16 protein-coding genes are annotated in these 20,253 nt (G+C 63.0%); 5 read left to right on the plus strand and 11 right to left on the minus strand.

Annotated elements, in window-relative coordinates:
• Window positions 1–19: 19 nt before the first annotated feature.
• Window positions 20–1,027, minus strand: a complete 1,008-nt coding sequence (locus tag NKJ77_RS06265; protein WP_023669492.1) for an ABC transporter permease subunit — start codon at window positions 1,025–1,027, stop codon at window positions 20–22.
• Window positions 1,028–1,074: 47 nt separating this feature from the next.
• Window positions 1,075–2,673, minus strand: coding sequence for an ABC transporter substrate-binding protein (locus NKJ77_RS06270; RefSeq protein ID WP_352534593.1), 1,599 nt, complete (start codon window positions 2,671–2,673; stop codon window positions 1,075–1,077).
• A gap of 476 nt (window positions 2,674–3,149) precedes the next feature.
• Between NKJ77_RS06270 and NKJ77_RS06275 the strand changes: the two genes are divergently transcribed.
• Together NKJ77_RS06275 and NKJ77_RS06280 are read left to right on the plus strand one after the other, a co-directional pair.
• The gene (locus NKJ77_RS06275) at window positions 3,150–5,141 is read left to right on the plus strand and encodes a long-chain fatty acid--CoA ligase (protein WP_352534595.1); all 1,992 of its coding nucleotides are present in this window, start codon (window positions 3,150–3,152) and stop codon (window positions 5,139–5,141) included.
• A gap of 28 nt (window positions 5,142–5,169) precedes the next feature.
• Complete coding sequence (locus NKJ77_RS06280; protein ID WP_031198174.1) at window positions 5,170–5,877, plus strand: class I SAM-dependent methyltransferase; 708 nt, start codon at window positions 5,170–5,172, stop codon at window positions 5,875–5,877.
• An 84-nt stretch (window positions 5,878–5,961) separates the two neighbouring features.
• Here NKJ77_RS06280 and NKJ77_RS06285 read toward each other — a convergent pair whose 3' ends face one another.
• The 3 genes from NKJ77_RS06285 to pgi form a co-directional block, all read right to left on the minus strand.
• Complete coding sequence (locus tag NKJ77_RS06285) at window positions 5,962–6,183, minus strand: hypothetical protein (RefSeq protein WP_155922478.1); 222 nt, start codon at window positions 6,181–6,183, stop codon at window positions 5,962–5,964.
• 69 nt (window positions 6,184–6,252) lie between these two features.
• A complete protein-coding gene (locus tag NKJ77_RS06290) occupies window positions 6,253–6,984 on the minus strand; it encodes an HAD family hydrolase (RefSeq protein WP_023688783.1) in 732 nt (243 codons plus the stop codon).
• Window positions 6,981–8,624, minus strand: a complete 1,644-nt coding sequence (pgi, locus tag NKJ77_RS06295; RefSeq protein ID WP_023688784.1) for a glucose-6-phosphate isomerase — start codon at window positions 8,622–8,624, stop codon at window positions 6,981–6,983. The genes NKJ77_RS06290 and pgi overlap by 4 nt, the downstream gene beginning before the upstream one ends.
• A gap of 427 nt (window positions 8,625–9,051) precedes the next feature.
• On the opposite strand from pgi, the gene pdxR reads away from it, so the two are divergent.
• Together pdxR and NKJ77_RS06305 are read left to right on the plus strand one after the other, a co-directional pair.
• Entirely contained in the window at window positions 9,052–10,545 is a 1,494-nt protein-coding gene (gene pdxR / locus NKJ77_RS06300) for a MocR-like pyridoxine biosynthesis transcription factor PdxR (RefSeq protein ID WP_023669484.1), read from the plus strand.
• A gap of 206 nt (window positions 10,546–10,751) precedes the next feature.
• Window positions 10,752–12,371: a trimethylamine methyltransferase family protein gene (locus NKJ77_RS06305; RefSeq protein WP_023745244.1), complete on the plus strand. Its 1,620-nt coding sequence runs from the start codon at window positions 10,752–10,754 to the stop codon at window positions 12,369–12,371.
• 17 nt (window positions 12,372–12,388) lie between these two features.
• On the opposite strand, the gene NKJ77_RS06310 is transcribed toward NKJ77_RS06305, so the two are convergent.
• The 3 genes from NKJ77_RS06310 to NKJ77_RS06320 form a co-directional block, all read right to left on the minus strand.
• A complete protein-coding gene (locus NKJ77_RS06310; protein WP_081726128.1) occupies window positions 12,389–12,751 on the minus strand; it encodes a hypothetical protein in 363 nt (120 codons plus the stop codon).
• Between the two features lie 110 nt (window positions 12,752–12,861).
• Window positions 12,862–14,343 (minus strand): flavin monoamine oxidase family protein, encoded by a 1,482-nt coding sequence (locus NKJ77_RS06315; protein WP_023745243.1) that lies wholly within the window; start codon window positions 14,341–14,343, stop codon window positions 12,862–12,864.
• Between the two features lie 333 nt (window positions 14,344–14,676).
• Window positions 14,677–16,482 (minus strand): IlvD/Edd family dehydratase, encoded by a 1,806-nt coding sequence (locus NKJ77_RS06320; RefSeq protein WP_023688786.1) that lies wholly within the window; start codon window positions 16,480–16,482, stop codon window positions 14,677–14,679.
• A 143-nt stretch (window positions 16,483–16,625) separates the two neighbouring features.
• Here NKJ77_RS06320 and NKJ77_RS06325 point away from each other — a divergent pair, with 143 nt between their 5' ends.
• Window positions 16,626–17,084, plus strand: coding sequence for an SRPBCC family protein (locus tag NKJ77_RS06325; RefSeq protein WP_023699425.1), 459 nt, complete (start codon window positions 16,626–16,628; stop codon window positions 17,082–17,084).
• Window positions 17,085–17,244: 160 nt separating this feature from the next.
• Here the strand turns inward: NKJ77_RS06325 and NKJ77_RS06330 are convergent, their stop codons facing one another.
• The 3 genes from NKJ77_RS06330 to NKJ77_RS06340 all read right to left on the minus strand — a co-directional run bounded on the left by NKJ77_RS06330 (window position 17,245) and on the right by NKJ77_RS06340 (window position 20,162).
• Entirely contained in the window at window positions 17,245–18,435 is a 1,191-nt protein-coding gene (locus tag NKJ77_RS06330) for an Mrp/NBP35 family ATP-binding protein (protein WP_027049316.1), read from the minus strand.
• A 77-nt stretch (window positions 18,436–18,512) separates the two neighbouring features.
• Complete coding sequence (locus tag NKJ77_RS06335) at window positions 18,513–19,517, minus strand: inorganic phosphate transporter (protein ID WP_023831919.1); 1,005 nt, start codon at window positions 19,515–19,517, stop codon at window positions 18,513–18,515.
• A gap of 3 nt (window positions 19,518–19,520) precedes the next feature.
• The gene (locus NKJ77_RS06340) at window positions 19,521–20,162 is read right to left on the minus strand and encodes a DUF47 domain-containing protein (protein ID WP_023673429.1); all 642 of its coding nucleotides are present in this window, start codon (window positions 20,160–20,162) and stop codon (window positions 19,521–19,523) included.
• Between the last annotated feature and the right edge of the window lie 91 nt (window positions 20,163–20,253).

The following is a 20,253-nucleotide window of genomic DNA, read 5'->3' on the forward strand; positions in this document are numbered from 1 at the left end:
ATTTCGGTGGACTGGCTCATCACGCCGCCCTGATGCGCGGGTTGATGACGGCATAAAGCACGTCGACAATCAGGTTCACCGCCATGACGATAAGGGCGATCAACAGCAAGCCTGACTGCACGACGACATAGTCGCGCTTGGATATGGATTCGACCATCCACTTGCCGATGCCCGGCCAGGCGAAGATGGTTTCTGTGAGAATGGCGCCGGCGAGCAGGGTACTGACCTGCAGGCCGATGGTGGTGACCACCGGGATCAGCGCATTGCGCAGCGCATGCACGCCGATGACGCGGGACGACGACAGGCCCTTGGCGCGGGCGGTCCGCACATAGTCTTCGCCCAGCACTTCGAGCATGGCCGAGCGCGTCTGGCGCGCGATCACCGCCAGCGGGATGGTGCCGAGCACAATTGTCGGCAGCACCAGGTGGCTCAATGCCGAGCGGAAAGCATCCCATTTGCCGTAGAGCAGGCTGTCTAGGGTCAGGAAGCCGGTGATCGGCTTGATAAAGAACTGAAGGCCGATGCGGCCTGAAACCGGGGTCCAGCCGAGATAGCCGGAGAAAAAGATGATCAGCAGCAGACCCCACCAGAAAATCGGCATGGAATAGCCGACGAGGGCGGTGCCCATCAGCCCCTGGTCGAACCAGGAGCCGCGTTTGACCGCAGCAATGATGCCGGCCGGGATGGCCAGCACCATGGCGAAGATCATGGCGAAGACTGAGAGCTCGATGGTTGCCGGGAAGAGCGTCATGAAATCTTCGATGACCGGCCGCTTGGACGAAATCGACACGCCGAAATTGCCGGTCGCGGCATCGCGGACATAATGCGCGTATTGCTGCCAGATCGGCAAATTGTAGCCGAACTGTTCCTTCAGTTCCGCGTAGCGCTCGGGCGACACGCCATGCTCGCCGGCCATGGCAAGAATGGGATCGCCGGGCAGCAGCCTGACGAAAGCGAAGGCGCAGATGGTGATGCCGATCAGCGTCGGCAGCACCAAGACGATTTTGTTTAGGAGATATCGGAGCATCTTGAAAAGCGGGCGGCGCCTGATTGCGCGCCGCCCGCCTAACAGTTCTATTCGGCCTTGTCGACGCCGTCGAAGCGATGAATGCCGAGCGGGTCCATCATGAAGCCGCTGACATTCTTGCGCACGACTGCGTAGACTTGGCTGTGTGCCATGAGGAAGGCCGGAGCCTGCTTCTGGAAGACAACCTGCGCCTCTTCATAGAGCTTGGTGCGTTCGGCCTGGTCGCTGGTCTTCTTGGCCTTCTGGATCAGATCCTCGAAGTCCTTGTCGCACCAGCTGGAGTAGTTCGACACGCCGATGGCCGAGCAGGCGAACAGCGTGGCGAAGAAATTGTCCGGATCGCCATTGTCACCGGTCCAGCCGATCTGGAAGGCGCCCGGGCGTTCCTTCTTCTTGCCTTCTTCGCGGTACTTCGTCCACTCGTAGCTGACGATCTCCGCCTTGACGCCGACCTTGGCCCAGTCAGCCTGGATCAGTTCGGCGGCGCGCTGGAAGTTCGGGTTGTAGGGACGGACGCGGTCGGAGGCCCAAAGCTGGATCTCCTTCAATCCGGCATCGGCCAGCACCTTCTTGGCGGCTTCCGGATCATAGGCGTCGGACTTCACGTCCTTGTTCCACGACCACATGGTCGGCGGGATCAGGTTTACGGCCGGCGTGGCGCCGGCGTCCTGGAACAGCGACTTGATGAGCGATTCCCGATCGATCGCCTGGTTGAGCGCATGGCGCACTTCAGGCTTGTCGAGCGGCGGGATGGTGGTGTTGTAGCTCATATAGCCGATGTTGAGGCCAGCCTGATCCATCAGGGTCACGTCGGGGTTGGCCTTGATCGTGCCGATGTCGGCAGGATTCGGATAGGGCGCGATATCGCATTCGCCGGCGAGCACCTTCTGGATGCGGGCGGTGGCGTCAGGCGTGATCGCGAAGACGAGATCGTCGATCTTTTCCTTGCCCTTGAAGTAGTCCGGGTTGGCCGCATAGCGGATGACCGAATCCAGCTGGTAGTCGACGAACTGGAACGGACCTGTACCGACCGGCTTGGTCGAGAAGTCGGCCATCTTGCCGTCTTTTTCCAGCTGGTCGGCATATTCCTTCGACACGATCGAGGCGAAGTCCATGCCGAGATTGGCCAGCATCGGCGCGTTCGGCTCGGTCAGCGTCAGCTTCACGGTCAGGTCATCGACCTTTTCCCACTTGGCGACGTATTTCGGCATGTCCATGCCGGTGTAGTAGTCCCAGGTCAGGTTCGGCAGGTACTTCTCGCCGTTCCAGGGGTTTTCCTTGTTGAACTGGCGATCGAACGAAAAGACGACGTCGTCGGCATTGAAATCACGCGTCGGCTTGAAGAAATCCGTCGTCTGGAACTTCACGCCCGGATGCAGGTGGAAAGTATAGACCAGGCCGTCGTCCGAAATCTCCCATTTGTCGGCGAGACCGGGCACAACTTCGGTGCCGCCATGCTTGAACTCGACCAGGCGCGAATAGACGGTGCGCGACGAGGCGTCGAAGTCGTTGCCGCCCGTCGTGGTACCCGGGTCGAAGTTGGCCGGTGAGGCCTCCGAGCAATAGACCAGCGTCTTGGCATTGGCCACACCGCCGAGGACGCTTGCAGCCAGCAACGCGGCTGCAAAAGTCAGTTTCTTTTTCATTGAGCACTCCCTGATGTTCTTCCAAGCCCCTCTATAGGCTCGCGAAGCGCGCATATAAGCACCGTTTTTCCGGCTTTGGAACACCCTGTTTGCCTACCCCACCGTAAGCAGAAAATATTTCTCGGTCTTTGACGAACTGCAGAAACAAATAGCAAAATCTGCTAATCACGGGATTGTTAACGACCGCATTTTTTCATTGATCGCAGCAATCGTAAGCCAAAAATCCACAAGCCTGGGTTTCGCCACCGAGATGACCGGACGGCATCGCCTGAGCTGGCATCGCGGGAAGGATTTCGACGGCAAATCTTTGCCGTCCTGCCGCTGGGGCAAGACTTGCACGGCCGCCGATAGTCGCAATAGATAGATGACACGCTGGATTTTCCGGGAATCCGCGACATCGCTGCAGCGGAGGACGCCTCACCACATCGAGGCGGCGCAGCAGGAGCAGGCAACAGAACGACCGAGGGAGGCTGGAGGTGGCGAAAGCAACAAAGACAACGGCCCCGGCGAAAGCAAAAGCGGCGAAAGCTTCAAAACCGGCCGCCGCTGCCGCCAAGTCGAAAGCGCCACCGGCCAAAGCCACTCCCGCCGTCAAGCCAACGGCAACCTCGACGCCGGCGAAGGCAAGCGCCAACCCGGCAGCGAAACCTGCGGTCAAGCGCGCGGCGAAGACAACACCCGCTGCAAAGCCCGCCCAGCCGCCAGCCGCGAAGACAGCGGCGGCGAAGCCCGCCTCGAAGCCGTCGCCGGGCGCGGCCAAAAAACTGCCGAATACGCTGACGGCGCTTGCCGCGGGCTTGCCGGAAAAGCCATGGCTAAAAAGCTATTCGAAAGTCGTGCCGGCGGAGATCGGCGCCCTGCCCTACAGTTCGATCGGCGACTTCCTCGTCGGCGCCTGTAAGCAGTTTTCCGGCCAGCCGGCATACGTCTGCATGGGCAAGTCGATCTCCTATGCCGAACTCGAGCGGCAATCGGCGGCCTTCGGCGCTTATCTGCAATCGAAGGGCCTGCAGAAAGGCGCACGCGTGGCGCTGATGATGCCGAATGTGCTGCAATATCCGGTGGCGATGATGGCCGTGCTTCGCGCCGGCTATGTCGTGGTGAACATCAATCCGCTCTACACGCCGCGCGAGCTCGAACATCAGCTCAAGGATTCCGGCGCGCAGGCGATCGTCATTCTGGAGAATTTCGCCAGCACCCTGGACGCGGTGATTGCCAGGACGGCGGTCAAGCATGTGGTGGTCGCGGCGATGGGCGACATGCTCGGCGCCCTCAAGGGCACGATCGTCAACCTCGTCGTGCGCCGGGTGAAGAAGATGGTGCCGGCCTGGTCGCTGCCCGGCCATGTCAAATTCAATGCGGCGGTGAAAGCCGGCGCCGGCATCGCCTTCAAACCGGCCAAGATGGAGGCCGGCGACGTTGCCTTCCTGCAATATACCGGCGGAACCACGGGGATTTCCAAAGGTGCTGTGCTGCTGCACTCCAATGTGCTGTCCAATGTCGCGCAGAACACGCTGTGGCTGCAGGACGCCTATGCGATCAAGCCGAAACCGGCGCATCTCAACTTCATCTGCGCACTGCCGCTCTACCATATCTTCGCGCTGACGGTGAACGCGCTGATGGGCATGCAGCAGGGCGCCCAGAACGTGCTCGTTCCCAACCCGCGCGACATTCCCGGCTTCGTCAAGGAGCTGCAGAAATACCCGATGCACATTTTCCCCGGCCTCAACACGCTGTTCAACGCGCTGCTCAACAACGAGGATTTCCGCAAGCTCGACTTCAAGCCGCTGATCATGACGCTGGGTGGCGGCATGGCGGTGCAGAGGGGGGTTGCCGAGCGCTGGAAGGCGCTGACCGGCAATTCGATCACCGAGGGCTACGGGCTGTCTGAGACCTCGCCGGTGGCCACCGCCAACAAGTTCAGCGACGGCAATTTCACCGGTACGATCGGCCTGCCGCTGCCGTCGACCGAGATCGTCATCCGCGACGATGACGGCAACAACCTGCCGCTGGGCGAAGTCGGCGAGATCTGCATCCGCGGGCCGCAAGTCATGGCCGGTTACTGGAACCGGCCGGACGAGACCGCCAAGGTGATGACCAAGGACGGGTTTTTCAAATCCGGCGACATGGGCTTCATGGACGAGCGCGGCTACACCAAGATCGTCGACCGCAAGAAGGACATGATCCTGGTCTCCGGCTTCAACGTCTACCCCAACGAACTCGAGGAAGTCGTCGCCCAGCATCCGGGCGTGCTCGAAGTGGCGGCGGTCGGCGTGCCGGACGAGCATTCGGGCGAAGTGCCGAAGCTGTTCATCGTCAAGAAGGATCCGGCGCTGACCGTTGAGGCAATCACTGCGTATTGTCGCGAGAACCTGACCGGCTACAAGCGGCCGAAATACATCGAGTTCAGGACCGAGCTGCCGAAGACGCCGGTGGGCAAGATTTTGCGCCGGGCGCTGCGGGAATAATTTGAACGGCGAGCCTGGCGACGGCGGGATGGCGGACGATAGTCGGCGTCCCGATGCAGTAGTGTTCATCAAGGCGAACCTGCGGCTTGCGCCCGTTCCCGCCCTTCGTGAAATCCAGCTCTATACGGCTCATTCCGGCAGCGGCCTGAGGCGGCTTGTCGAGTGGCGAGCTCATGGACCGGAAGACGGCAGCCAGACCGAGGAGCACGAAGCTGAGCCGCAGCCGCCCTACTGGGCCTATGCCTGGGCCGGCGGCGCCGTGCTGGCGCGCTATATACTCGACCATCCGCAAATCGTGGCCGGTCACCGCGTGCTCGACCTCGGCGCCGGCTCGGGCCTCGTCGGCATCGCCGCCGCCAAGGCCGGCGCCAGCGCGGTGATCGCCGCCGAGAGCGATCGCAACGGCGTCGCCGCGATCGGCCTCAACGCGTTGGCCAACGGCGTCGAGATCACCATTGTCGACCAGGATATCACCACGGGCCCGCCGCCAGCGGTCGATCTCGTGCTTGCCGGCGACGTGTTCTACGGCCGCGAGGTTGCTCTGCGGGTGATCCCGTTCCTCGACCGCTGCCTGGCAGCCGGCATCGAGGTGCTGGTCGGCGATCCCCGCCGCGCCGATCTGCCGCTGTCGCGGCTACGATTGCTCGCCGAATATCAGGTGCCGGATTTCGGCGACGCAAAGGGTGATGTGACCAAGCCGAGCGGTGTGTTTTGGTTCGAGCCGGAAGATTGCTAGCGCGACGCGGCAAAGCCCAGTCGCTCTGAATGGCCGGATTCTACTCATTGTGGACAAACCTCAAGGGGCAGAAAATAGATTGGATTAGCCGTTGATAGGAGAAGTCGAATGGCGTGGATTAAAGTTGTTCAACGTATCGGCTTCATAGTTTGCCCAAAGTGCGAAAATCGCGGCTTCGAGCTTCAGCCTGGCGAAGACATCGATAACGCAAGCGCCAAGATCAGGTGCGGCAGATGCGGGTACGTTTGCTCTGCTGATGAGTAGCCCACTATGTCCGAAAACAAACCAGAAGCTCCATAGTTTCATGGCTGCTTCCCCCAACTCGGCCATTGGCGGGGAAATCCCGAGCCGAATTGAGTTTGCCCCAGGCCCCCGTCAGACCGTCTCCTTGACCCGCGCCGACAGAAAGTCCGGCAAGTCGGCAACCGAATCCAGAACGACATCGGCGATCGACGCCAGCGATTCCCGCGTGCCGGTGCCGGAGAGCACGCCGACCGCCAGGCCGCAGCCGCCGGCACGCGCCATCTCCAGGTCGTGGCGGTTGTCGCCGACCATGGCGATCTCGGACGCCTTCAACCCGGTCAGGTCGCAAAAGGCGACGATCGTGTCCGGCGCCGGTTTCGGATTGGCGACCGCGTCATAGCCATAGGCGGCGGTGAACAGCTGCGCGACGCCGAGCGTGACCATGGTCTTTTCGGCACCGGCAGTCGAATCATTGGTGGCGACGCCGAGCCGGTAGGATCGCTTGTGCAGAGCCGTCAGCGCCGCGACGATGCCGGGCAAGGCCACCGCCATCGATGAGCCTTGCACCGAGGTGATCTCGTTGAAGCGGGCGACGGCCAGCATCTGGTCCTCGTCGGACAGGCGCGGGAACCATAGTTCGACGACATCCATGTTGGTGCCCGAGGCGAAGATGGAATCCGGCTTGAAACGCTTGGCGACAAAATCGAAGCCCGCCGCTGAAAGCAGCCTGTCGGCTTTCCAGCGATCGCCCTCGGCAGCATCCATGGCCATGAAATCGGCGATGCCGAGCCAGGTCGCGTTGAAATCGACAAGCGTGCCGTCCTTGTCGAACAATATGCCCTTGATGTCGGCCGGATTTTTCATTGCGCCCCCCGCAGTTGCTGGATGCGCGCCACCAGCCCGGCCGTCGATGCGTCGCGCTTGGCGGCGCTCTCCTTGCCTTCCACGACTGGCAACAGGCCGGTCGCCAGCTCCTTGCCGAGCTCGACGCCCCATTGGTCGAAGGAATTGATGTTGAACAGAGTGCCTTCGACGAAGACGCGGTGCTCGTAAAGCGCGATCAGCCGGCCGAAGGTGCGCGGGTCGAGCTTGCGGTAGAGGATCGTCACCGAGGGGCGGTTGCCGGAGAAGACGCGGTGCGGGGCTATTCTGTCGACATCGGCCGGCTTCATGCCCTTGGCCAGCATCTGCGCGCGAGCCTCGTCCAGCGTGCGGCCCTTCATCAACGCTTCCGATTGGGCCAGGCAATTGGCAAGCAGTAGATCGTGCTGGTGCTTCAGATCCGGCTCATGGCCGACGGCAGCGGCAAGGAACTCGACCGGGATGGAATCGGTGCCCTGGTGCAGCAGCTGGAAGAAGGCGTGCTGGCCATTGGTGCCGGGCTCGCCCCAGACCAGCGGTCCGGTCGGCGTCGTCACCGGCGTGCCGTCGAGGGTGACGCCCTTACCGTTCGATTCCATGTCGAGCTGCTGCAGATAGGCCGGCAGCCTGGAAAGGCGCTGGTCATAAGGGATGACCGCACGCGCCGGATAACCGCAGATCACGCGATGCCACCAGCCGACCAGCCCCAGCAGCGCCGGCAGGTTCTTCTGCAGGGGTGCGGTGCGGAAGTGCTCGTCCATCTCATGCGCGCCATCGAGGAAGGCGCGGAAGTTGCGCGGGCCGATGGCGATCATCACCGGCAGGCCGATGGCGCCCCACAGCGAATAGCGGCCGCCGACCCAGTCCCAGAAGCCGAACACGCGATCCGCTTCGATGCCGAACTTGGAAACCAGGTCGAGCGCGGTCGAGACGGCGGCGAAATGCTTGCCGACAGCTTCCTTGCCGAGCGCCTTCTGCACCCATTCGCGCGCCGTCTCGGCATTGGTCATCGTCTCGACCGTGGTGAAGGTCTTCGAGGCGATGATGAACAGGGTGGTTTCGGCCGACAGGCCCTTCAGCGTGTCGTGGATATGGGCGCCGTCGATGTTGGAGACGTAGTGCGCGCGCGGGCCGTCGTGATAGGGCGCCAGCGCCAGCGTCGCCATGGCCGGGCCGAGATCGGAGCCGCCAATGCCGATGTTGACAATGTCGGTGATTTTCTTGCCGGTGGCGCCGGCGGCCTTGCCGGAGCGAATGGCGTCGGCGAAAGCGCCCATGGCGTCGAGCACGGACAGCACATCCGCCTTGACGTCCTGGCCATCGACGGTGACGCCCTTGCCCGAGAGGTTGCGCAGCGCCGTGTGCAGCACGGCGCGGTCTTCGGTGATGTTGATTTTCTTGCCGGAAAACATTGCGGCGCGGCGACCTTCGAGATCGGCGGCGGCGGCGAGCTTCTCGAGCAGTTCCATCGTGCCCTGGTCGACCGCGCATTTCGACCAGTCGAGCAAAAGGTCGCCGTCGCTGGCCGAGAACGTCTCGAAGCGCTTGGGGTCGGCGGCAAAAGCCTCGCGCATCGTACCCGATGCCGCCGCGCGCGCAGCACGCAAGGCGACAAGCTGTTTGTCGAAGGAGGAATGATCCACTTTCGGCTCCTGATCGTTTTTCACGACATCTTATCAGACCGGATGTTTCCGGCGCGTGTCGTCGCGCTGATCTTATTGAGCCGAATTCCGCATGTTTCAATGCGTGGGGATGACGCAGTGCAGCATAGTGCGATGTGATGGAGCTATGACGCTGCGCGCCGCGCTGGATGATTTGATGGGAGTAGCGACGACGCTGCGCGTCGCGCTGGGGATAATGAGGCGCGACGACGCTTCGCATCGCGCGGGCGTCCGCGCTGCGGGATGACGCAAGCGTCACCCGGGGATGCGACGACGCTGCGCGTCGCGCATAGATCACTGGCATAAATCCCAGCGATCAGAAAAATTGATTGGCGCAACCCCTTGTGCCACGGTTACCTTCCGCTGGTCCAGCCAAGCAAAAAAGACTGGCCATCGAGGAACACCTTCCATGCCACAGCGTAACGACACGGCCATATGGTCCGGCCTGTTCCGGATTTCGGCGGAATCGGGCCAGACCCTGCAGGCGCAGATCCGTCAGGCGATCGTCGCCGCCATTCTCGACCGGCAGATCGCCGCTTCGATGCCGCTTCCGTCCTGCCGCATCCTGGCTGAAAAACTCGGCGTCGCGCGCGGCACTGTGGTGCTGGCGTTCCAGCAATTGGTCGACCAAGGTTTCCTGGTGGCGCGCGAACGGCGCGGCCATTTCGTCAATCCGGATGTGCTGGCCACCCCCGCCAAGCCGCACCAGAAGGCGCCCGACCAGCAGAACGAGATCGACTGGAAGGCACGCCGGCAGATCGCCGCCAGCGACATGCCGCCACCGGCCAAGCACGACAACTGGATCAAGTCCTCCTACCCCTTCGTCTACGGCCAGTTCGACCCGGCGCTGTTCCCGACAGCCGAATGGCGTGAGTGCAACCGCATGGCGCTGGCCGTGCTCGAAATCCGCAACTGGGCCTCCGACATGGTCGATCGTGACGATCCGCTCTTGATCGAGCAGATCCAGGCGCGGCTGTTGCCGCGGCGCGGCATCTTCGCCAATCCGGACGAGATCATCGTCACGCTGGGCGCCCAGAACGCGCTCTATATGCTGGCGACACTGCTGATGACAAAGGGCTCCAAGGTCGCGATGGAAGACCCGGGATACCCCGACGCGCGCTCGATCTTCCGCTTGGCAGGCGCCGAAATCCAGCCGGTTCCGGTCGATCAGTCCGGCATCGTCACCTCGTCCATTCCCAACGATTCCGGCTTTGTCTTCGTCACCCCCAGCCACCACTGCCCGACCATGGTGCCGCTGTCGGCGGAGCGGCGGCAGGACCTTCTGGCGCGCGCCAACCGCCACAACCAGATCATCATCGAGGACGGCTATGACAGCCAGCTTCTCGACGAGGCGCCGCAGCAGGCGCTGAAGAGCCTCGATCGCTCGGGTCGCGTCGTCTATGTCGGCTCGATGTCGAAGACGCTGGCTCCGGGCCTGCGGCTTGGCTACATCGTCGCTTCGGCTGGACTAATCTCCGAGCTCAGGGCGCTGCGTCGCTTCATGCTCAGGCACCCGCCGGCCAACAACCAGCGCGCGGTCGCGCTGTTCCTGTCGCTCGGCCATCACGAAGCCCTGGTGCGGCGGCTGTCGTCGGCCTTCGACGAGCGGCGCAAGCGTCTGGTCCATGCGATTTCCGCATTCCTGCCGGAATGGCGCTCGACCGATTCGGCCGGCGGCACATCGCTCTGGCTGGAAGGCCCGCGCGGCACCGATTCACGTGGACTGGCCGAGGCCGCGGCCTCGCGCAGCGTCATCATCGAGCCGGGCGATCGCTTCTTCGATCGCACCGAAAAGCCGTCGCGTTTCATGCGCTTGGGCATTTCCTCGATCGCACTGCAGCACATCGAGCCGGGTATTCGCGAGCTCGCGACCGCAGCCGGACGCAGGCCCGCTGCAGCCTGATTTGCCTGTGCCGGGGCTTTGAACAGCCCGGCCCTTGGCATGATCACCAACATTCTGCATTAGCTCTCTGGCATACTCGGCTGCGTTGACTGGCCCATAGGCTGGGCCAATGGCAACGGCATAGTCGGCTGACAGAGGGACGAAGCAGGCCGACGGTGGACCAATCACCGCGTCGTGTTTCGCAAGCTAAAGGTGGAGTGCCCCCCATGTCAGTGGCTGTTGAGCAGCAGGATGCGGCTCTTAAGGATGCGGCTCCTAAAGATACATCAGCCGACCAGCGTTCGCGACGATCCGGCGGGCGCGAAGCGCGCCGCGCCATGCGGGCAGCACCTTTGGCCGACGACATCAGGCCGGTACGTGCCGGGCTTGAAGGCGGCAGTTACGGCCCGCTCAACCGGAACGACCAGGAGCGCATCCATGAAGCGGTGCTGACGCTGCTGGAGACCGTCGGCTTCGCCAATGCCATTCCCTCCTGCGTCGAGGCGCTGACCGGGGTCGGCGCCGTTTACGGCGATGACGGCCGCGTCCGTTTCCCACGCGGGCTTGTGATGGACACGATCAGACGAGCCGCGCGAAATTTTACGCTGCACGGCCAGGACCCCAGGCATGACATGCTGATCCAGGGCAAGCGCGTGCATTACGGCACGGCGGGTGCGGCGGTGCATCTGGTCGATGTCGAAAAGCGCGAATACCGCGAGTCGCTGGTGCAGGACATTTATGATGCCGCTCGCCTCGTCGAAGGGCTCGACAACATCCATTTCTTCCAGCGGCCGATGGTGCCGCGCGACATTCCCGATCCGCTCGAAATGGACTTCAACACGCTCTACGCCTGCGTGATGGGCACGTCGAAGCATGTCGGCACCTCGTTCACGGTGCGCGAGAACGTGCAGCCGGCGCTGGAAATGCTTTATGCGATCGCCGGCGGCGAGGAGAACTTTCGCGCCCGGCCGTTCGTGTCAAACTCCAATTGCTTCGTCGTGCCGCCGATGAAGTTTGCCGAGGACGCCTGCGGCGTGCTCGAAGCCTGTGTCGACGGCGGCATCCCGATCCTGCTTCTATCGGCCGGCCAGGCCGGCGCCACCGCTCCCGCGGCGATTGCCGGCGCTGTGGTGCAAGCGGTGGCCGAAGTGCTGGTCGGCCTCATCTACGTCAACGCCATCAAGCCCGGGCATCCGGCGATCTTCGGCACCTGGCCGTTCGTCTCCGACCTGAGGACCGGCGCCATGTCGGGCGGCTCGGCCGAGCAGGCAGTACTGACTTCGGCCTGCGCGCAGATGGCGCAGTTCTACGACCTGCCGGGCGGCTCGGCCGCCGGCATGACGGATTCGAAACTGCCCGACATCCAGTCCGGCTATGAAAAGGGGATCACCGACGTGATGGCCGGTCTTGCCGGCCTCAATCTGGTCTATGAATCGGCGGGCATGCACGCCTCGCTGCTCGGCTTTTGCCTGGAGAGCCTGATCATAGACAATGACATGCTGGGCCACTGCCTGCGCTGCGTGCGGGGCATCGAAGTGACCGACGAAGCGCTGTCGATCGACACCATCACCGAAGTCTGCATGAATGGCCCAGGCCACTATCTCGGCAACGAGCAGACGCTGCGCCTGATGCAGACCGAGTATTTTTATCCGGCCGTCGGCGACCGCTTTTCGCCCAAGGAATGGAACGAGAAGGGCCGGCCCGACATCTTGCAGCGGGCGATCATCGAAAAGAAGCGCGTGCTTGCCGAGCGCTTCCCGCGCCATGTGCCGAAGCTGCTAGACGACAAATTGCGCGCCCGCTTCGGCGAGATGATCAAGCTGCCACGCAGCGGCATGGGCGGGTAAGCTTCACCTTACGAAGGTCAGTCCGCACTTAGCCCAAAGCGCTCGACGACTTCGGCGCTGATCAGCTTGCCATGCAGCGCCATCAGCACGATCTGGGCATCCAGGCTGTCGCCGGTTTCAAGCGCTGCCTCGATGCGGCGCTCAGCGTCCAGCCGCCGCTCCGGCCCATTGGCCTGCTCAAAGGTTTGTGGGCCTGCGATGCAATAACCAAACAGCTGCGCCACAGACCGATAAGCCTCTGGCGGGGGCTCGTCCGGCCAGTGATCCTTCATCAGATTGACGATGGTGAGCTTTACTCCCTCTGGCACCAGTGCCGGGTGAAGGTCGGCGCCGCGCAGCGCGTTGTCCAGTTCCCGCAAGTCACCCGAGCGGCCGAACATGCCGAGGAAACCGAGGGAAGAGCGCCGTTTAGTCACGTTGATACTTTCCGTCCGATAGCCGACCACTCATATGGGAATGTAGGATCGTTTTTCATCGCCTTTCCGGAGTCTCAGGCAAACCAGGCGTCGAGCCCGAATTCCCGCTGCAACAGGTCTTCCGCACTTTCCAGCGCGCCCTCGATCCAGCCGTGATTGTTGGACCACGCTTCGCCACAGACATGAATGCCCGGAGCGAGCGTATGGCTCGCCAGTTTTATACCGGAGATATCTATGCCACGGTCCCAGACATGCGACGCGCCGCCATAGGCCGGCGCACCCCAATCCTGCGCAAACCCGCCGATGGGTTTCGAGATGGCGCCGTGTTTGCCATGGACTTCGACCATCTGGCCGTGAAAGGCCTCCAGCGCGGAATGTCCCTCGGCCAAAACCGCAAAGCCGTGGCGCCGAGCGAGCTCAGGCAGCAGTGAGCGCCAGAATACCATGTGCTTGCCATCGCAATAGGCCATGGCGACGCTCCGACGAATCGTCGCGTCGCGAGCGTCCGCTTTTGTGAACTGCCATATCTGGCGAGCCGGCAGATCGGTCACGCTGTGGCCGGCCGCGATGCCGTTTCGAGCCCACCACGGGCTGGCATAGCAGGCGGCCAGCGTGAGCATCGGCCAGGGTTCCGGTGCCGGCAGATCGCTGGGCTGCTCGATGCCGGACTTTTCCAGCAGGGTCCGCAGGGGGCGGACCGGTAACGCCAGCACGACCTTGCGCGCCTCGACCGTCCCGCCCTGCCCCTCGACAGACAAGACCATCCCTTGCGCCGAGCGGGCGATGGCGGTCACGGTGTGATCGAGATGGACGGCGCCGCCGCTGACAGCGATCCGCCCGGCCATTCGCTCCGCAACCGGCTGGAACCCACCATCGGGGGAACAATAGGAGCGGCCGCCGCTCAGCTCGCCGAGCGCAAGCCTGAACGTCTCGGCGGCGTTGGGTCCGCGCAGGAGCAACGAATAGCCCACCGCGTCCTCGGCAAAAGCCATTTCCTCCGGGGTCAAGACCGTCGCCAGCACATCCCAAGTCGCCCAATCCGCCAGCTTGCGGCCGCGATAAACGAAGCCTGCGGCGCCGTTCCATTCGGCGCTGCCGAAGGCCTCCGAACCCGGCAGGATCAGTGCTGCCGCCTTTCGCAGCAGGCGGGACGGGCCTTTTTCCTGCAGCCGACGCGTCACGTCATAGGCAAACAGGCGGCGCGGCGCAAAGCGCGATATAGCGGCGTAGGGCAGGCTCCTACCGCGCAGATGGAGCCGGTTGGCGCCGGTGACGACGTCCATACCCGACAGCTTTACATCCAGCGTCGCCATGAGTTTTTTGAGCAGCCGATGTTGCGGCATCAGCATCATCGCGCCGAGATCGATGCCGAAGTTCGGCTCTCCGGGAAATGAGACCGTGGAGGCCCGACCGCCGACGCGACCGGCGGATTCGAAAACAGCGATCCTTGCGGGCTTTTCACTTTGGGACAAGCGCCACGCCAGGAAGAGACCGGCCATGCCCGCGCCGACAATAGCAATGTCGACCGGGGCAATGTCGATTGGGCTAGGCGGCAAGGATACGCCCGTGGCGGAAAACCATCATCATGGACGACGCTCTGGACCCCTCTTGATTTCGTGTCAAAAAACCCGAAACTGACGAGGACTGCAATGTCATACTGACAGGTGGGATCAGTTGGCGTGCGAGCAGTGATCTAAAACGGGCAACGGGTCCTATGAAGAAACAGTATCACACACCAGTCATCCGCAAGGCAGGACGACTCTCCGGCATCACAGCCATCGCCGCTTCGTCCGGCCCGCCTCCACCCTGAGGCCGCCATCCAAACAAGCTTACGCCAAGGCTTTCATGCCGGCCCGATCAGGCCGGCATTTTCATATCAAGCGGGGTGCTCAGTGGTTGTCCCTCGGCACGCCGCTGGTGTGCGCGACGTCCTGGTATTTCACCGCCGGCTTCAGCACCATGCCCTCCGAGAACTGGTCGACCATGGAGCGCTGGATCTCCTGCCATGGCGTCTGATGCTTGGGATAATGATAGCCGCCATCGACCTGCAGTTCGGCACGGCGGCGCGTGATTTCCTCGTCGGTGACGAGGATGTTGGCAGTGCCTTTCCGTAAATCGATGCGCACACGGTCGCCGGTCTTGAGCAGCGCCAGGCCGCCGCCAATGGCGGCCTCCGGCGAAGCGTTGAGGATAGACGGCGAGCCGGATGTGCCCGACTGGCGGCCATCGCCGATGCAGGCCAGCGCGTGAATGCCCTTCTTGATGAGATAGGCCGGCGGCTGCATGTTGACGACCTCGGCGCCGCCGGGATAGCCGATTGGGCCGGCGCCGCGCATGAACAGGATGGTGTGCTCGTCGATGCCTTGCGCCGGATCGTCGATGCGGGCGTGGTAGTCCTCGGGACCATCGAAGACCATGGCGTTGCCCTCGAAGGCTTCCGGGTCGTTCGGGTTGGAGAGATAGCGTTCGCGGAATTCCGGCGAGATGCCGCTCATCTTCATGATTGCGGAATCGAACAGATTGCCGCTGAGATTAATGAAGCCGGCATTGGCCTTCAGCGGCTCGGCGACGGTGCGGATGACGTCGGTGTTCTCGTTGGCCACATCCTTGCAATTGTCGCCGATCGATTTCCCGTTGACGGTCATCGCTTCGGGATAAGGCAGCAGCTTGGCCTTCATCAGTTCGGCCACCACAGCCGGCACGCCGCCGGCATGGTGATAGTCCTCGCCGAGATATTCGCCCGATGGCTGCAGATTGACGATGAGCGGCACATGGAGGCCGACCGTCTGCCAGTCGTCATTGGTGAGTGGCACGCCGAGATGGCGGGCAATCGCGTTGAGGTGGATCGGCGCGTTGGTCGAGCCGCCTATCGCCGAATTGACGACAATGGCGTTCTCGAAGGCCTTGCGCGTCATGATGTCGGACGGCTTCAGATCCTCATGCACCATCTCGACGATGCGCTTGCCCGTCTCATAGGAGATCTGGCCGCGCTCGCGATAGGGCGCCGGGATGGCAGCCGAGCCCGGCAATTGCATGCCGAGCGCCTCGGCCAGCGAGTTCATCGTGGTGGCGGTGCCCATGGTGTTGCAATAGCCGGTCGACGGCGCCGATGAGGCGACGATGTCCATGAACTCGTCATAGTCGATCTCGCCGGCCGAGAGGCGCTGGCGCGACTCCCAGACGATGGTGCCCGATCCCGTGCGCTTGCCCTTGTGCCAGCCATTGAGCATCGGTCCGACCGAAAGTGCTATGGCCGGAATATTGACGGTGGCCGCCGCCATCAGCAGCGCCGGCGTGGTTTTGTCGCAGCCGATGGTCAGCACGACGCCGTCGAGCGGATAGCCGTAAAGCACTTCGACCAGGCCGAGATAGGCAAGGTTGCGGTCGAGTGCCGCGGTCGGGCGCTTGCCGGTCTCCTGGATCGGATGGCACGGGAATTCGAAGGGGATGCCGCCCATCGAGACGATGCCTTCGCGCACGCGCTTGGCGAGCTCGATATGGTGGCGGTTGCATGGCGACAGATCCGAGCCGGTCTGGGCGATGCCGATCAGCGGCTTGCCCGACATTAGCTCGGCCCGCGTCAGGCCGTAGTTCAGGTAGCGCTCGAGGTAAAGCGCGGTCATGCCTGGATTGTCGGGATTGTCGAACCACTCCTGCGAGCGAAACTTCTTCTTTCCGGTGGGGGCGCCTGCCATCATGGTCTCCGTATTTGTAAGACAAATCGATATGGCAACGCGCGGAAGCAGGCAAGAGGGCGCACCGTCGCAACCGGACTTTGGTGCGATAGACACAGACCAGACCGTGCGTTAGGCCTTCGAAGTCTGTCCGGGAGGTATCGATGGCTTTGGTGATCGAAGGCGAGGAACGCATTGCCGCCCCCCTGCAGAAAGTGTGGGAAGCGCTGAACGATCCGAAGGTTTTGCAGGCGACCATTCCCGGCTGCCAGAACCTGGAGATGAAATCGCCGACCGAAATGGCAGCGACGGTGGTCCTGAAGATCGGACCGATCAAGGCGACATTCAACGGCGAGGTGACGCTGAAGAACCTGAAGCCGCCGCACTCCTACACCATCCAGGGCGAGGGCAAGGGCGGTATTGCCGGCTTCGCCAAGGGTGGCGCCGACGTGACGCTGACGGCGGACGGGCCGGATGCGACGGTCCTCAAATACGCGGCCAAAGCCGAAGTCGGCGGCAAGATCGCCCAACTCGGCAGCCGGCTCATCGAATCGACTTCGAAGAAGCTGGCCGGGCAGTTTTTCTCAAGCTTTGGTGAGAAGGTGGGTTCCCCTCCCCCTTGAGGGGAGGGTGCCTCGCGAAGCGAGGCGGGTGGGGTCGCCTCAACTGCCTCAACCTGAGTTGAGCTGCCTCGACTTGTAAAGAAATAGCGTCGAGCGTGTCACCGCGGACCCCACCCGGCCCTTCGGGCCACCCTCCCCTCAAGGGGGAGGGATATCCGAGCTACTCGAACACGATGTTCGGCACCGCCGCTTCGGCCGCGCCGCGTTCTTCGTTGACGCGGTCCCAGACCTTCGAAGCGATGCCGCGATAGATCTTCGCCTCGGCGCTGTCTGGCTTCGACGCCACCACCGGAGCACCTTCATCAGAACTTTCGCGAATGCCCATTTCCAGCGGCACTTCGCCGAGGAAGGTCACGCCGAGTCGCTCGGCCTCGCGCCGCGCCCCGCCATGGCCAAAGATGTCGTAGCGCTTGCCGGTATCGGGGGCTATGAAATAGCTCATGTTCTCCACGATGCCGAGCAGCGGCACGTCGACCTTCTTGAACATATTCAATCCTTTGCGGGCGTCGATCAGCGCCAGGTCCTGCGGCGTCGAGACGATGACGGCGCCGGCCAGCGGCACCTGCTGGGCCATGGTCAGCTGGGCGTCGCCGGTGCCGGGCGGCATGTCGACGACGAGCACGTCGAGGCGGCCCCATTCGACCTCGCGCAGCATCTGCGTCAGCGCCGACATCACCATCGGACCGCGCCAGATCATCGGCGTCTCCTCGTCGACGAGGAAGCCCATCGACATCACCTTAAGGCCGTAATTCTCCATCGGTTTCAGGATCTTGCCGTCGACGGTCTGCGGCCGGCCATGGATGTTGAGCAGCCTGGGCATGGACGGGCCATAAATATCGGCATCGAGCACGCCGACACGCAAACCGTTGGCGGCGAGGCCAAGCGCGATGTTGACAGCGGTGGTCGACTTGCCGACGCCGCCCTTGCCGGACGCCACCGCGATGATCGCCTCGATGCCGGGCACGCCGCGCTTGCCCGAGCTTTGCGAGGCCGGGGCGTGCGGGGCTGGAGAGTGTGGAGCTGGGCGCGGCGCGGCGGGCGCGGCCGTCGGTGCCGGCCTAGGCGCGGGGCGCGACGCAACCGGAGCCTCCATGCCGCCGCCCTTCTTCTCCGCCGTCAGCGCGACGACGGCGCCGGCGACACCAGGGATCGCCTTGACGACACGCTCGGCTGCAGCGCGCAGCGGCTCCATCTCCTGTGCGCGGGCGGCGGGAACGGTGATCGAGAAAAACACTTTCGAATCGGCGATGAAAATCTCCGAAACCATGCCGAGGTCGACGATGTTGCCGGTGAAGTCCGGCCCGTTGACCGTCTTCAGACGCTCGGTGACGATTTCCTTGGTGACGGACATGCATTGTTCCCTAAGGCGTTTGGCTGCGGCTCAGATAGTGCAGATTGGCAGCGACTCCAAGCACCACGGTGTCCGCCTCACCTTGCCAGGCCAACCGCAAGGTAGGTGAGCGCCGAAATTGCAGCCGTGGCCGGCAAGGTGACGATCCAGGCGATGACGATGTTGCCGGCAATGCCCCAGCGCACGGCCGAGACGCGGCGGGCGGCGCCGACACCGATGATGGCCCCGGTGATGGTATGGGTGGTCGACACGGGGACGCCGAGCCAGGTGGCGGCAAACAGGGTGATGGCGCCGCCGGTCTCGGCGCAGAAACCCTGCATCGGATTCAGCCGGGTGATCTTCGAGCCCATCGTGTGAACGATGCGCCAGCCGCCGAACAAAGTGCCGAGCGCCAGTGCTGTCTGACAGGTGAGGACGACCCACAGCGGCACGTAGAACGTCCCGCCGAGCATACCTTGCGAATAGAGCAGCACGGCGATGATGCCCATGGTTTTCTGGGCGTCGTTGCCGCCGTGCCCTAGCGAATAAAGCGAGGCCGAAAAGAACTGCATGACGCGGAAGGTGCTGTCGACGGCGAACGGTGTCTGGCGGACGAACAGCCAGGAAACGGCCAGGATCAGGACCAGCGCCAGAAGAAACCCTGTCGCCGGCGACACGACGATTGCGGCGACCGTCTTGCCAAGCCCGGTCCAGACGATGGCGCCGGGCCCAGCCTTTGCAACGCTGGCGCCGACGAGCCCGCCGATCAGGGCATGCGAACTGCTGGACGGGATGCCGGCAATCCAGGTGACGATGTTCCAGACGATGGCGCCAACGAGCGCCGAGAAGATCACCGCCGGCGTGACGATGCTGACGTCGACGATACCTTTTCCCACAGTTTCAGCCACGTGAAGGCCGAAGAACATGAAGGCGATGAAATTGAAGAAAGCCGCCCACAGGACCGCATATTGCGGTCTCAGCACGCGGGTGGAGACGATGGTGGCGATGGAGTTCGCTGCATCGTGCAGGCCGTTGAGAAAATCGAAAAACAGCGCGACGGCGACAAGGCCGATCAGCACGGGAAAGGCGATGGTGGCTTCCATTGCCTAAACGTTCTCGATGACGATGCCGCTGATCTCGTTGGCGACGTCCTCAAAGCGGTCGACCACCTTCTCCAGCTGGCCGTAGATCTCCGAGCCGATCAGGTAGGCCATCGGATCGCTGCGGCCATGCCGCTTGAACAGGTCCTTCAATCCCTGCTCATGCAGATCGTCGGCGCGGCTTTCGACGCGCATCACCTCTTCGGCGATGGCGTTGAGGCGCACCGTGTGCGTGCCGACCTTGCTGAGCAGCGGGATCGCCTCGGCAACCAGCCTGGAGGCGGCAACGATGACGCCGCCCATCTCCTGCATCAGCGGGTCGAATTCCTTCTTTTCGAACAGCTTCACCGTCTTGACGGTCTTGTGCATCATGTCGATGGCGTCATCCATCGACTGGATCAGGTCCTTGATGTCGCCGCGATCGAAGGGCGTGATGAAGGAACGCCGCACCGCCAGCAGCACTTCGGCCGTGATATGATCGGCCTCGTCCTCGAGATCGATGATCTTCTGGCACCAACGATCGATGTCCTTGCCCTGCAGGAGCTGCTCCAGCGCCTCGGCGCCGCCGACCACGGTGCGGGAATGCCGTTCAAAGAGGTCGAAGAAGCGATCTTCGCGCGGCAAAAGCTTGCGGAACCAGCCCAGCATGTCCGATCTCCTCGTATTCAATCCAACCACATAGCGCCGTGTTCGGCCGGGGGAAACAGCCAGCCGGCCCAAAGATGTGGATGCATGGCCA

Origin of the sequence: Mesorhizobium sp. M0052 (assembly GCF_040323255.1) — a bacterium.
Classification (GTDB): Bacteria; Pseudomonadota; Alphaproteobacteria; order Rhizobiales; family Rhizobiaceae; genus Mesorhizobium.

Coding starts and splice junctions, on each gene's coding strand:
- NKJ77_RS06335 (WP_023831919.1), bottom strand. CDS start 19,517: ATGGAAGCCACCATCGCCTTTCCCGTGCTGATCGGCCTTGTCGCCGTC.
- NKJ77_RS06270 (WP_352534593.1), bottom strand. CDS start 2,673: ATGAAAAAGAAACTGACTTTTGCAGCCGCGTTGCTGGCTGCAAGCGTC.
- NKJ77_RS06290 (WP_023688783.1), bottom strand. CDS start 6,984: ATGAAAAATCCGGCCGACATCAAGGGCATATTGTTCGACAAGGACGGC.
- NKJ77_RS06325 (WP_023699425.1), top strand. CDS start 16,626: ATGGCTTTGGTGATCGAAGGCGAGGAACGCATTGCCGCCCCCCTGCAG.
- NKJ77_RS06320 (WP_023688786.1), bottom strand. CDS start 16,482: ATGGCAGGCGCCCCCACCGGAAAGAAGAAGTTTCGCTCGCAGGAGTGG.
- NKJ77_RS06280 (WP_031198174.1), top strand. CDS start 5,170: ATGGCGGACGATAGTCGGCGTCCCGATGCAGTAGTGTTCATCAAGGCG.
- pdxR (WP_023669484.1), top strand. CDS start 9,052: ATGCCACAGCGTAACGACACGGCCATATGGTCCGGCCTGTTCCGGATT.
- NKJ77_RS06310 (WP_081726128.1), bottom strand. CDS start 12,751: ATGTTCGGCCGCTCGGGTGACTTGCGGGAACTGGACAACGCGCTGCGC.
- NKJ77_RS06285 (WP_155922478.1), bottom strand. CDS start 6,183: ATGAAACTATGGAGCTTCTGGTTTGTTTTCGGACATAGTGGGCTACTC.
- NKJ77_RS06265 (WP_023669492.1), bottom strand. CDS start 1,027: ATGCTCCGATATCTCCTAAACAAAATCGTCTTGGTGCTGCCGACGCTG.
- NKJ77_RS06340 (WP_023673429.1), bottom strand. CDS start 20,162: ATGCTGGGCTGGTTCCGCAAGCTTTTGCCGCGCGAAGATCGCTTCTTC.
- NKJ77_RS06305 (WP_023745244.1), top strand. CDS start 10,752: ATGTCAGTGGCTGTTGAGCAGCAGGATGCGGCTCTTAAGGATGCGGCT.
- NKJ77_RS06330 (WP_027049316.1), bottom strand. CDS start 18,435: ATGTCCGTCACCAAGGAAATCGTCACCGAGCGTCTGAAGACGGTCAAC.